The sequence below is a fragment of the Cupriavidus sp. P-10 genome (assembly GCF_003402535.2).
Classification (GTDB): domain Bacteria; phylum Pseudomonadota; class Gammaproteobacteria; order Burkholderiales; family Burkholderiaceae; genus Cupriavidus.
In genome coordinates this window covers 339,845-353,471 of record NZ_AP025172.1, presented here as the reverse complement: position 1 = coordinate 353,471, position 13,627 = coordinate 339,845, and the positions used below count along the sequence as shown (strand labels likewise).

The 13,627-nt window shown below is 59.5% G+C and carries 8 protein-coding genes and 2 pseudogenes; 1 reads left to right on the top strand and 9 read right to left on the bottom strand.

Going from position 1 to position 13,627, the window contains the following annotated elements; translation table 11 throughout:
* Positions 1-231 precede the first annotated feature (231 nt).
* Positions 232-1,430, top strand: a pseudogene (locus tag CTP10_RS31615) (IS91 family transposase).
* A 557-nt stretch (positions 1,431-1,987) separates the two neighbouring features.
* On the opposite strand, the gene CTP10_RS31610 reads toward CTP10_RS31615, so the two are convergent.
* From CTP10_RS31610 to CTP10_RS31570, 9 genes and pseudogenes are all read right to left on the bottom strand, one after another.
* Entirely contained in the window at positions 1,988-3,859 is a 1,872-nt protein-coding gene (locus tag CTP10_RS31610) for a hypothetical protein (RefSeq protein ID WP_116323999.1), read from the bottom strand.
* A 762-nt stretch (positions 3,860-4,621) separates the two neighbouring features.
* The gene (locus CTP10_RS31605) at positions 4,622-5,989 is read right to left on the bottom strand and encodes a hypothetical protein (protein ID WP_116323998.1); all 1,368 of its coding nucleotides are present in this window, start codon (positions 5,987-5,989) and stop codon (positions 4,622-4,624) included.
* A gap of 447 nt (positions 5,990-6,436) precedes the next feature.
* Positions 6,437-7,495: a helix-turn-helix transcriptional regulator gene (locus CTP10_RS31600; RefSeq protein WP_158577779.1), complete on the bottom strand. Its 1,059-nt coding sequence runs from the start codon at positions 7,493-7,495 to the stop codon at positions 6,437-6,439.
* A gap of 230 nt (positions 7,496-7,725) precedes the next feature.
* Positions 7,726-8,025 (bottom strand): hypothetical protein, encoded by a 300-nt coding sequence (locus CTP10_RS31595; RefSeq protein WP_116324089.1) that lies wholly within the window; start codon positions 8,023-8,025, stop codon positions 7,726-7,728.
* Positions 8,026-8,037: 12 nt separating this feature from the next.
* A complete protein-coding gene (locus tag CTP10_RS31590) occupies positions 8,038-9,120 on the bottom strand; it encodes an IS630 family transposase (RefSeq protein WP_116324090.1) in 1,083 nt (360 codons plus the stop codon).
* Positions 9,121-9,846: 726 nt separating this feature from the next.
* Positions 9,847-10,962, bottom strand: coding sequence for a hypothetical protein (locus tag CTP10_RS31585; RefSeq protein ID WP_233528471.1), 1,116 nt, complete (start codon positions 10,960-10,962; stop codon positions 9,847-9,849).
* Between the two features lie 347 nt (positions 10,963-11,309).
* Positions 11,310-11,573: pseudogene (locus tag CTP10_RS31580) on the bottom strand (AMP-binding protein); the annotation flags it as partial.
* 163 nt (positions 11,574-11,736) lie between these two features.
* Entirely contained in the window at positions 11,737-12,876 is a 1,140-nt protein-coding gene (locus CTP10_RS31575) for a hypothetical protein (protein ID WP_233528472.1), read from the bottom strand.
* 14 nt (positions 12,877-12,890) lie between these two features.
* Positions 12,891-13,367: a hypothetical protein gene (locus CTP10_RS31570; protein WP_116323805.1), complete on the bottom strand. Its 477-nt coding sequence runs from the start codon at positions 13,365-13,367 to the stop codon at positions 12,891-12,893.
* Positions 13,368-13,627: the final 260 nt, after the last annotated feature.

Below are 13,627 nucleotides of genomic sequence, written 5' to 3'. Positions count from 1 at the left end.
GACGTTCGTCGGAAGCGGCCGCGAACCGAGGCAGGCCGTTCGCCAGCGACAGCTCTCGTGCACTATATCTAGCAGAAGCAGGTGTGGGGCCCTCAGCGCTTGGATTGGTACCGACCTGATGGTCGCCACCAGCACCGTGTGCGCGACCACCAACCCCTTCGACCGCCTCCCTCGACCACCGGCCTCGCCCATTTCGCCCGAGCCACCGCCCGCACGCGACTGACCGCGCTCATGCCGGCCCCGCTGGAGCTGGCGGACATCCTGCGCCGCCACGGTCCGTCGCATCGTCAACTGCACGCCGACTTGCTTGGTCGCGAGCCGCAGCGTGTCATGCGCGCCATCGAGCAATGCCGTACCGCGGCCTTGGGCGGTCATGTCGAGCAGTGTGATAGCTGCGGCCATCAGCGTATTGCCTATAACTCATGTCGTAATCGGCACTGTCCGAAGTGCCAGTCGCTCGCCCGCGCGCAGTGGCTTGACGACCGCCAGGCGGACCTCCTGCCTGTGCCGTACTTCCATGTCGTCTTTACCCTGCCCGAGCCAATCGCGGCAATCGCCTTCCAGAACAAGCGCGTGGTCTATGACATCCTGTTTCAGGCCACCGCCGACACCCTGCGGACCGTCGCCGCGGATTCCCGCCACCTGGGTGCCACGCTCGGCTTCATCGCGATCCTGCACACCTGGGGACAGACGCTGGTACATCATCCACACCTACACTGCGTCGTCCCCGGCGGGGGTCTCTCGCTGGTCGGTAAGCGCTGGGTCGCCTGCCGCCCCGGGTTCTTCCTGCCCGTGCGGGTGCTCGCGCGCCTATTCCGGCGATTGTTTCTCGCGCGCCTGCAACATGCCTTCGACGCCGGAAGGCTGCGATTCTTCTCAACGCTAGCGCACTTGGCCAAGCGGGACTCCTTCCTCGGCCATCTTGTCGGCCCGCGCCACACAGAGTGGGTCGTCTATGCTAAGGAGCCGTTCGGCGCCCCCGGCAGGTCCTGGACTATCTGGGCCGCTACACCCATCGCGTAGCGATCTCCAACAACCGGCTACTTGAGCTTACCGAGGAGCACGTCACGTTCCGCTGGAAGGACTATCGCCACCCCGGCGAGCCGCACGCGATGTCCTTACCCGCCCACGAATTCATCCGACGCTTCCTGCTGCACGTGCTGCCGCGAGGATTCCAGCGGATCCGCCACTACGGCCTGCTCAGCAATCGCTCACGCGAGCGTGGGCTGGCCGATTGTCGCCGGTTGCTCGAGGCCCCGCCCTTGCGCGAGGTTCGCCTTCTCCCGCAGTCTGACTACCGCGACCGCTACGAGAAGCTGACCGGCCGGTCGTTGTACGACTGTCCCGTCTGCGCGCGGGGGCGCATGTTTTGTATCGAGCGCCTGTTGCCAACCGCTTTGCCACGCGCACCGCCGAGGAGGGTTGCATGACCCCCCACGCGCGTGCCGTCAATCACTGCGTTCGCTCCCTTTGGCGCGACACAGCAGACAGGTTCGTGCCACAGGCCTCCAAGCGTCGCCGGCTCCGCCTAGGGTCAGCCGCCGATCCCACGCAATGGCATCCATTGCCCACTCAGGTGCGAAGCGAAACTCCCAATCCGCACTGTCGCTGGCATCCGACCCCCAGGCGCAACGCGATTCAATGCCCATAGCTCCCACGGCCCGTGGAGCGGTTTAGCTCAAGTATTTTTTTGCATAGCGAAGACGGGACGCGCAACTGTGCCCATGCTGACCATTGCGCCGTCTCCGCTGCGCAAAAAACTCTCTGGCTTATTGCCTCCTCCTGCGTTGCGGCGTCTCCGAGCGCCGCTCGCTAAGGCCCGTGCTTATTCGAGAGCACGCAACGGCGGGTATCCAGCCACAAACGGTCGGCCAGCCAGCGGCCCTTTAAAGCAGGCAACTAAAGGCTTCGAGGGTTGACCCTCCGTGCCTGTACCTCGGCAAGCAATGCAATGCCGGAGACACTCCCACTCCACTACTCAGCGGCTTCAGGCGTCCGCACCGGGTAATGTCTTCTCCACCGTCGGCGCAGCACCGACGGTGTTGGTTTGCTTCCTCGCGACTTGATCGCGGTAGTGCAGCCGCTGCTCGTGCACTGGCAGCACGTTCGGCGTCAGGAGGATGTCCAGCGGCATTTCCTGCACGTGCCACGGTTTGGACGGTGCGCGGCCTGCAGGGCAATGCAGCAATGTCAATTTGCGGCACGACGACAGTCGCTGATGGAGCGCGTTGGGAAGGGGCACGTCCAGGAAGTCGAACTCCTCCTCAGAGCTCGCAGCATCGAAAAAGACAAATACGCGCCGTTTTTCTTCGTAGACCGCCTTCACCAGTTTGCCCTGCATATGGAACGGCATCGCGTGGAGCAACCACACCTCATTGCTTCCGTCGAACACCATGAGTTCGAAGAAATCCAGCCGGCCAAGTGCAGCAGGAGACTGCAGGATCTGCTCTAGTGAGGTCTTCGCCTGCTGCAGGGAGCGGAAGAACAGGATGCTGTTGAGCCGGATCACCAAGCGGTCGAGCGCCGGAAAGCGCATCGGGACGCGACTGTCGTTGCCGGACAGTGCGGCTGTCTTGCAATGCAGCAGATCCAGCAGCAGCTCGCGCTTGTGGCGCTGTTCGATGAGAAGCGCAAGCGTGAGCACCAGCACAGTGATCAGGAAGGCAGCGGCCGTGGCTTCAAGTCGGCCGTAATCCAGCAGCCCAGCAAGCAAAGCCCACGCTGGAACAAACACCAGAGCCGCGGAGAACAGGAAAGACCGCAGCGCACCCAGAGATTCCTTGAATTGTGCCCGGTCCTTGGCCTCCACCTCCCGAGGATTGAAGACCTTGTAGACTTTGTACGACATCCCCATCAACGAGTACACGGCATTGCGGACCTTGTCGTAGTCCTCCCCTTCGCCGAAAGGATGCACAAACTTGCCCCGCGCATCCACACGCCAGGGCGGCGAGACGCTCGTGATGAGCCCGACGTGGTCGCGTAGGAGTCGCAGCGAGACACCCGAGTCGGGAAACGCGAAGGCACGCTCCAGCGCGATCGGCCGCACGGTGTAAGGCGGATCGCCACCGGGGAACTCGACCGCAAGCCACTCGGTGAGCTCGTCGAGCGAGCCAACAAACGTGTGCCGCGTGGCGATCACCTTTATCATTGTGGAGACGACCGTACCGGCCACCGCGAAAGTCATGAGCGATTTGGCCCACAGCGTGTTCGCAGCGGCCAGTAGCGACGGTGGTTGGAACGCGGCCAACTCGCCGAACAGCGCCTGCGGCACGCCGAGCGAAACGACGTCGGCAAACATATAGGCGAAGAAGCCGAGCCAACTCAGCATGGACGGTGGCTCTTGAAGCGCAGGATCGATGAAGATGGTCGTGGTTGGGCAAGCAGTTGCGTACATCAGCAGCGGCATGGCCATCAGCCCTGCCACCTTGATGCGCCCGACCATCTTTTGGCGCGAGGTCTCCGACACGCTGAGCACGTAAGTCATGGCCCAGTAAGCGGCAGAGCCGGTGAAGTACGCCGCCATGCCATACGCCACCGCCGACAGGATGGCCAGGTGTCCGACCAGTCCCGCTGCGAACCACACAATGCCAAACAACGCGAGTATGACAAGACCCAGGCGGGCGAGCACACCGGCCAGCTTCGCGGCGATTCGCTCCAGCGCAATGAGCAGCGGCACGGCGCGCCGCGACTCCTCCTCGAACTCGCGAAGCTGCTCGGAGGACTCGATAGCCTGTGGCAGCAGCCGTGCGAGCACATGACGCGACACGAGTGGATCGTTTCGGCTAACCTCCCAGCGGATCACCGCGTCACGGTCGAGCACATCAGGCCGTACTGGCGGCTGCTGCGGGTCGCTGTCCATATGGCGTCCTCCCCTAACCATCCGGCGGGCCGCGTCTCAGGAGGTGCACCGCGGCACCCGACCGCGCAGGCAGATGGATGCCGAGACTTCAGCCCCTATGCGCCGACATTACCGAAAGCGGCAGTCACAACTTACCTGATCACTAAGTCCGACGAACAGATGCAGCTTAACGTCGCCGGCTGGTAAAGCGCAAGACGACACACCCTGCCGAAAGGGGCACCGTGCAATTGGTGATGTCGCCGCAGAGTTCGTTCAGGGGTGCAACGGGTCGGCTAAAGACGACGAGCATGACCTTTGGCGGGATCCTCGCCACAGCCCAATAATTTCGTGATCATGAAATTATTGGGCTCTTCCTAGAACTGTCGCCTGCCAAACCTGCAGCCTAGTTCACCGGGCCTCTGTGAAGTGCTCTGCGGGAGTCTTCGCAAGAGTTTATACTGATCCTCGTCTCCTCTCTTTCTCCGAAAGGGATTCATGCCCGCCCGAGCAGCGGGCATTCTTTTGCTTGTATTCCCGATCGACTAGCCAGAAGTCCCCGGAAGTCAGGATTCTCACGTCCGCCACCAACAGAGTCGAGTGCGAAAAAATCAGCTAACCATGTACTGTGCCTCGATCATAGGATTGGTATTCATTGATTGTACGTCGTCACCTCCGCCGCCGCAGGCCGTCAACAACAGCGCACACGCGATTCCAGTTAGCCAAAGAACAGGACTTTTTAACATTTGCCGTTGCGTCATGATCCACCTCGCTTGATAAGGCACCTCACCTCCTGCGTTGTCGCTCAAGAAGGAAGTTGTACGGGAAGAACGTGGCGTCGGAAGCGAAACCGATAATATCGCCACGATTGTTGATCGCCGCGAAAGAGTTATAGCGGAGGCCCTCCGGCGCGCCTTCGATGGCCTCCAGCAGGTTGAAACGCACGCCAGGACGTGGAACAACGTAGACATTGCCTCTTTCGGAGGCAGGCCTTGTGACCCCATAGATCAGGATTTGCTCGTCGTTACTGACCTTAAGATTTCCACTGATTGTCGGGTACTCTGGGATTCCTTGAGTGAAATGGTTGGTGAATCGCCCGTTTCGGTCCCAGATGCCGACATGTTCGATGCCGCCCGGGATGAATGACCAGCCTACAAATTCATCGTGCTTGTTAGCGTCCTCGATCCTCGTATCGGTATCGCCCTGGAAGACGGGCGAGAACAGGGTCGTTTTGCCGGTCTTTGGATCCATGTGATACGCCCGGTGGGTGATGACGTTCGCAGAATCCACTGCGAAGATCGCGTTTCCAAAAATAAGCCCGCCGTTGCTAAGACCGTAAGTCGCCACGCGGTAGCCGACATCCTCTAAATGGACAGCAGTCCATCTTCCTCCATCGTAGAGCCAGAGCGAAAAGGCGAAACTTTGGTCTTGGGATACCACTAAAGCGACATCGTCATCAGTGATGCCAACCACTTGGCTGCTTACTTCCCCTGGTTGTCTCGGGATGAGTTCAATTCCTGACCTCCGAGCGAACGCTGCTTGCCCATAGAAAAAGACCGGGTCAGTCACCACCATCCCGGCGGCAGTGCCCTTGTCATTGGCGACATTAGGAATGAAGTTCCTCACGCGTGCGTAAATCTCTTTGTTGCGAATGAAAACTACGTCATTGAGAACATCATCTCCTGTAAATGTGGCCGCCCATCCAATGATCCGACCGGCATCATTCAAACTAAGTGGTTGGATTCCGAGGTTGTATTCAACCGGGGCTAATGCATCTAGTGACGTGTATTGATAGTCAGGCTGCTGCTGCGGCGTCCTGCGCGCAGTCGTTGAGAGACTGCCGGCACTTAACTGCGCTTCCTCAACTGGCTTGAAAATATCAGGTCGCTTCGTCGCCAAGCGCGCATATAGCGCCTCTGGAATCCGTTGCCCAGTTCCGCTGAGGCATGGGTCCGGAACCGTGGCGGCTCGCCGGTTGGCCGCATCGAGCACGGCTTTCCCCATGACTTGCGGGTCGCGGGAAGCATCCCGCATAAACCAGGCGCCAGCGGGATCTCTGACAATGCACCCCATTTCGGCTGAGACCGATGGCTTAGAGATTGTGGCTAGAAATAACGCAGCGCCACACGCCGCGATGAGCTTGGCGAGTTGCATGATTGTTCTTCCCTTCGTTGTTGCAAGCAGACTTGTCACCCCCTGTTAGAGAATGGGCCAGGATGATCACGTCAGCGACCGCGTTTCCCTGACGACGAACGATCCGTGTTCATAGTAGTGACGTGCGGTTGCATTGCTACTCCCATTTGGGAGGGACAGGTACCCTAGGCGATTCTCTGTTAGGACGATCTGCTCGCACGCCCCCGCTCACGCGCAGGCCATCCTCCAGGTCTAGTGCTGGCTTCGACGCGTGCATGACAAATGCGAAAGACCTCTCCCAGTGGGGAGCTGATCACGGGCAACGAAGTGCGTCAATTCTTGAGGGCGCCTGATTCGCCTTCGTCCCCTGCCCCGACCGCGCCCACTGGTGCCTGTCGTGTGGCTACGCCGGTGGTGGTGCAACGCCAATCAACGGGCAAGGGTTAGGCAGTGCATCTTTCCTATGGGTTAAGGTCGCTGAAAGCTGAGGGAGTCAGAGCTGGAATCACCGCTTACTGGTTGGCCTCTGAGCAGAAGGGAAACCAACTCACCTTGGCGGTGCGTACCGGTCTTTGCCAAAACATGTTTGAGGTAACCACGCGCGGTGCCGATCGTAATCCCCAGCTGCGATGCCACATCGGTAAGCGCTAATCCACTCGCTAGCATGGCAGCCAGTTCGGATTCGCGCTGGGTCAGGTCGAACATTTCGGCGGCGTGAATAGGTTCAGCGCCTGGTGGCACGTCGGGGTCTACCACAAACAAGATTGCGCGCGTCGCATTACTGACCCCATTTAGCCGGCAGGCGTCTTGGACAGGAACTACTGTAACAAGTAGGGGCGGCCGCGGCTGTCTGCGCGAAAGATGGCACCTGAGAGCGGGATGATGGATCGCACCCTCGCTGGCGTCACGCGACAGATGGTTAAAGGCGATCGCTCTAGCGACTAACTCCGATAGAAGTTTGGACTCGGCAGGAGTCGAGGAAGAAATCCCTTGCTCCCGCAAGAGTAAGCCGTCGCCAACAGCGGCGATCATTTCTGCCCTCGCGTTCGCAAAGACCGGCCGCATCCAAACATCCACAAGTATGACGCCCACATTCAATTGGCCGAATACCTCAAGAGCCCATCTCCCCTGCAAGTCCGCAGCTTCTATTCGGTGCCGGACCGCCAAGGCAGTTAGGAGGTGGGGCACAAGCATGCGAAAGGCGCCAACGTCTTCTTCTGTGAAGTCCCGCTCACCTAGGTTACGTCCTGCAGAAAGGAGGATTCTCCGCTCCGGCGTTCGGGCTAGCGGCGCAATGATCCCGTAAAAGGCGTCCGCTGGCCGGAGCGCGTCTTGATAGAGATCGGTTCGACGGAAATCCGCATCCGAGATCACGGAGGTTTGCCGCATCACGGCGCCAACTGGGATGGACTCGATCCAATCTGGCATGCGGGTCGCAAACTCCTGTTGAATCCTTCTCGCATGTTCGTCGATAAACCCAGTTGCAACAGCAAAGTTGGGACCGTTACTCGGTTCGAAGAACAACATGCCACGATAGCTCCCCACCGTTGCAAACACCGACCTAAGCGCTCCGGTCCATTCCTCTGGGGCTAGCGCCGCTTGATAAAGCGTTCGGATCGCCTGATGAATGGTCTCGGCACGGGTCATTGCGCCCCTCCGCTGAGCAGAACACTCCCAAATGGGAGTGTTCGAATTGCACTGCACCAATAATATGAAATGACGAGACAATCCACTAGTACAACATCCCTTAAATAGCTTCAATAATTATCGGGCTGCAGATACGGGTTCAAGAGCGAGACGACCACCTCGGCCATCTCGTCGAGTGTACCGTTGCCTGGCAACGGTTCCCAACGCCCGCTATGGGTGCGAAAAGCTGCGCCATAACGATTGCGACCGAGCTCGGTCAACCGAGCCACCACGGTCGGCTCTTGGTCGTCCAGACGCTTAATCAACAGGTGACGCCCGTAGGCTTGCGTGATGATCTGCTCGTGGCCGAGCAGGCTGCGCAGTTGCCCCTGCAATTTGGCAGCATAATGTTTGGCGGGTAAGGCTGACATTTCTATCCTCGATTACGATGCGCCGGTTTGCAGCGGATAGCCCCGGAAAGACCATTTGAACGGGCACGCCGCCTGATTGTGCGCGCGGACAAACTGTTCGGTGCGCTCGCGCAGGTGCGCGATGCTGGTGTGGCTCGCATTGCGCAGTACCCGGCGCGTGTAGCGGGCAAACCAGAGTTCGATCTGATTGACCCAACTCGCGTGCAATGGCGTGAAGTGGAAGTGAAACCGCCCATCGTGTCGCGCGTTGAACGCCTGCCAGACGGCCTGGGCGCAATGTGTGTTCAGGTTGTCCCACACGACGTGCACCTGTTTGCCCGGATACGCGGCGGCCACGCGCTCCATGAAGGCCACCAGGTCGTCCTGGGTGCGCCGGTCGCGGCATTCTGCCAACACCTGTCCGGTGTGCACGTCCAGCGCTGCAATCAACGCCTGGGTGCCGTGACGAACATACTCAAACTCGCGACGACGCAGTCGTCCCGGTGCAGGTGCGCGTCCAGGGTGCTTGCGTTCGATGGCCTGAATGCCGGTCTTCTCGTCGATACTGAGCACCACCGCGTTCCGAGGCGCCTTGCGATACAGCTTGCAAATCCCGTTGACCTTCTCACGAAAGGCCGGATCTGGGCTATGCAGCCATTGCTGGACCCGGTGCGGACGCACGTCGCCGGCCTGCAGAATGCGCTGCACCTGGCTGCGGCTGATTTGCTCGACGACTCCACGCTCCACAGCGCGCGTCACGATCTCATCGAGCGTGGGCGTGACTCGACCTTCAGGTTCCTGCGTCTCACATGCCAGCGCAATCAACTGCAGTCGCGCCTCCTGGCTGATACGTGGCGGCCGGCCACTGCGCTCGCCCTCCCGAATTCCTTGGACACCTTGCTGCGCAATGCGCTTACGCCACAGGCAGACCGTTTGCGCCGATACACCCAGTTCCCGCGCAATGACCGTGTTAGCGTGACCCTCGTGGGCCCACAACGCGATTCGCGCACGCATCACATCTCGCTGCGCGGCCGTCTTCCGCTCGATCAGCGTTTGCAGTTCCTGTCTTTCCCTTTTCGCCAGCTTCACTGGCATTGCTTGGCGGCCTCGGCTCATCCCGCCATGATATCCGAGGCGATTACTTATTCAAGATATTTACGGGATGTTGTACTAGGTTGATTGTGTCTCGACACCTGTAGCTATGGCAGGACGAGCCCATTTCGGTGAGCGCCAATCGCACTCATCGAGAACTAGAAGCATTTTCAATTGCGGACCCGCCCTCTGAATGCGCTCCCAGCATTTAGGAGAACGTTGGGGTTGGTCAGATTGCACGGTACGGTATTACGGTGCATCCTGTGGATCCGATCTCTCCGCAATACTTCGATCTTGCCTCAGGATCCGATTAGGGCGGAGTTGGGCACGGTGGATGCGAACTGGCAGACACTAGTTGGCGCGAATGGCAACCCTTCGAAGACCGAGGTGAGTCGCAGCGAGCGCTAGCCTATTTCTCGACTCGCCGCAGACAGCAATGCTTGCCGGCATCAGGCGCCGTTGCTGCGCCTTCGTCTTAGCGTATGTACCTGAACTTTCCGGAACCGAGCGCCTACATGCCGACGGGACTGAGCTGCTCGCGGGGCCGACAGACATTCACCCTTCTCCCTCAACAACGTAACCTCCCGCAACCCGGACAGACAATAAATGTCCAGGCAAAGTTGAAATGTCCGGACATTGAACCTTTGCCGCTACAAATAATAAAATTTCTCAGTACGGGCGTTATGTGCAAAAGTACGCGGCTAAGCCTCAGCCCGTTGGTCCTGCCCCCTTCGTTGAAGCTTACCGGAATCAGTTCTCCGGCGCAGGCTCCTGACGCTTGCGAATCCACTCGGCAAACGCTTCGTCTTCGATGCGGTAGTCGCCCATGGCCAGACGGGTCACGACGTTATCGGCAAGCAAACGGCGCAGTGCATGGGCCGTGGTGTTCCGGGTGGCAGGCTTGCCAAGCATGGTACTCAGCTTTTCGAGTGTGGCGCTGGAGTGCAAATCGGACTCGCCGCGTGCTAGCAGGTATAGAATCGCCCGGTCAGCCGGCTTAAGCTGGCGCCACTGAGCGAGCGAGTGTTCGTTTGAGAAGACTGAGGCCTTTGTGTAGGCAAGCGCTGCGACGTCTCCCTGCGGTTGATAGAGCATGTACCTTTCGATAAACCGTTTGAAGAACTCCGGGGTGCGATGCAGTTCGTCGAACGCGCGCATACCCTGCTCCAGCGTTAGCTTCTGACGCGCCATGCTGTTCAGGAGCTTGACCGTGAAGGCAACGAACTCATCGCCAAGCAAGGGGAACGGCTCGAGAGGTGCCCAGTTGAAGAACGGCTCCGACGCCCTCGCGAACATGGCGCGAAGGGTCGTCTCGGAACTGCCGGCAAAGATGACTTTGATGCGATCCTTGCGGATATCGAGCGCGGCGCGCAGGGCGTGAGCGAAATCGCTGTGGTCCGCGCCGGCCAGGACTTGGGCTTCATCAATCACGAGGAGCAGCGGCTTCTTGGTGCGGTCGAACTGCTTGAGTACTTCATGCAGCGCCGCGGTCCTGTCTACGCCAGCCTTTCCTAGCTCGGCTTCCAATGAACCCTCTACCCCACCTGGAATTTTCGCGCTGGCCTTCAACTTCCTGACCGGGGCGCGAAGCTTGGACAACAATGCGGCCGCTCCTTTGGGTTCGAGGGCGTCGCCAAGCGCTGCCACAAGGGCGTTTTCAGGCGAGGTACGGCTATCCCAGAGGTTTGTGTACGCTGTGAGGTAACCATGCTCAACGGCCGCCGGCATCAGGTCTCGGCGCAAGAACTCGGTCTTTCCCATTCGTCGGCGAGCGAACAGTCCCCGGGCTGCGGATAGTTTTAAGTCAAACGCATGCAGATACCCGTTTGCCAACTCGGGGCGGCCAAAGTGCCAGGGATCGGGCAAGCTCTTCTCTTCAGTTCTCATGAGATTTGAGAATTCTCAAAATTCGTGAGAAGTCATGATACAAGTCGCTCAGCGACGCGTAAAGGGCTAGCGTGCGGGCTCTGTCTTTTGAACGTTGGGAGCACCCGATGGGCGGCACCAGCACCGGTGGTGGAACCAACAACCACCGACGTGACAGGCTATGCCTCAAATCCAGAAGGGCTAAGGGTAGTCCATCGCGCTACCGCTGCTTTCAGACGAGTGCGGTAAGGCAACGTTATCGTGCATTATTCCGTCTGGAATTCGGACTCACGTTTCGCCAGGCGCCGCCGCGGCCAGATTCGGCTGGGAGGGGATGACAAGCCATGCCTGCCGACCGAATCCAGGAATTCGGCCGGGTCGAAGCGTTCGAACAGCACTAACTCCGTGCCGCGGAACAGATTGGGCTGGACGAGCATGCCCGACGCATGCGTGACCGGGCCCAGCAACGCCAGCCGATCGCCGGGACGTACCTCGCTGTCGGACAGCAGCACCTTGCGAAACGCGGCCAGGCGATTGCCGTAGCTCTGCATCGCAGCCTTGACTTTGCCTGTGGAGCCGGAGGAAAAATGCAGCACGGCAAGATCGCCGGGGCCACGCGGATGTCCAGGCGGCTCGTCGGTGGATTCCGGCCGAACGCGTCACAACCCAATAATTTCGTGATTGAAATTATTGATTGGGCATCCGGAACGGAGCGCCTGCGCGTCGAGGAACTCCTTTACAAGATAGGCATTCACCGAAACTGGCCAGCCCCCGCTAGCGCCCCGTCCGTCCAGCCGACTCATCGGTGAAGTGGTAAAGGTGCGTGTTGTCCGGCGCCTCGCCGATCCTCTCGCCGCTCGGGCGGAACTCGACCTGGCGCCGGTAGTTTTCGCTGTCGGCCCTGGCGTCGCGGGCCGCGAGCTTCAGCGCCTCGGGATAGGGCATGGGGTCCTTCGATTTCTCGATTTCGAGCAGCATCGTCTGTTCGTTGACACGAACGCTGTACCTACCGAGGTTGAAAAGGAGGTACATCGCCAGAAGGTTGTCATAGTCCTGGTAAGCCCCGGCGTCGCGGCGGAAGTCTAGCGACAGGACCGAGGGAAAGCGGTCGGGCAAGTCCTTGAAGGCCACTTTCTCTTCCTCTTGCGGGTCGACATAGGCCGAGCCACGGTACTTTTTATACAGCACCACGTCCATGCCGTACTTGCGCCGGCCCCACTCCTTGATCAGCTTCATCGCCATATCGGTAGGGACGTTGGCGGTGGCTGCCGCCACCACGCGCCGTCCTGACAGCACTCTCGCGCTGGTCACCTCCAGGTCGCGGTAGCCAGCCCCAAACCTGAAGGCGGCGCCGATGGTCTTGGCGCAGTTCAGGCGCAGGTAGTCGTACTTTATTTGCCCTCGGTGATACTCGGTGTTACTACGCTGCCGGTGATAGTCTTCGTTGATGCGCCGGAAATAAGCTGCCAGGGCCGCCCTTTCCGCCGCTGGCACGCCGTAGACACGCACACCGATGACTGAGCGCTTGTAGATTTCGCCGAAGTCCAGCCCAAACGATGCTGTCTCGGCGATCGTGGAGATTGTCCTGAACAGATATTCCTGCTTGGGTATGGCGATCATCAGATCGGCGGTGTAGTAGCCGCTCGCGTGCTTGATGTCTCGGTCCGCATAAAAATTGGCCGAATACACCACCTCGTCGCCAGCCAGATCGTCACGGAGCGCCAGTGCGATATGGCCGGCCGATCCGCGTTTGGACGTGCCAAAGCTGATCAGCAACTCCAGATCATAGGGATCCTCGCGAAGCCGTGCTGCGATCTGTTCAATGTTGGCGGGCTCCGGCCCGCCCTTACTGCCGAATTCGGTGGCAAGGGCCAACCGGGGCGATAGAATCGCTACAGCGACGAACCAGAGCACCAGCCTCGTTCTCATTATTCCCCCAGCCCTCGGGACGGCCAATGGCTAACCATTTGGAACGCCTTTTCCGGAGACATCCCCTCCATCACCAGCATTACAAGCTCATCCCGGTAGTTGCGGATTTCGTTAGGAAGTTCTGCCTTATGGGCCCGAAAGTGAGCCGCCACCATCTCGAGCGCCTCTGGCTCTTTCGGCTTCCGCTTCACGGGCGTGGCATCGGTGTCGAGCAACGAGTACGAGCCAATCAGTGAACTCCTCTTGCTCTGAGCTTGGCGCTCCCCCAGCTTGCCGAGGGCGTTTGCCACCCAATACCCACCCCAAGTATTCACGACGTTCTTGCCGAGGGCAGCGCACTGAATCTCATAGCGGCGCCGCCATTCTGGGTTGCTCTCTATCGCACCGAAGACTTCATCGATGACGTGTTCCGTGTATGGTGTGGGCAAGATGCTCAGTACTTCTCGCACCAGGAATTTGACGTCGGCAGTTTTCATTCGCTCCTCGCGTGAGGCCTATCGATCCAGCATAAATTTCAGAAAATCAAGAACTTAGGCTGACCCAGAACCCGGTTAGGTTTGCAAACCGTCGCACACATTGCACCGAAATCAAGACTACGCCCTGTGGAACACCTTTGGCAGGCCCGGATGCGAAAAAAATGGGCAGGTGCGTCCAGCGTACATGCATTCGAGCCCCTCCGAACAAAGCGCAGTGGAGGGCGTTAATGTCTCCTTTTCGAAATTGCTGTTGTGCTGTA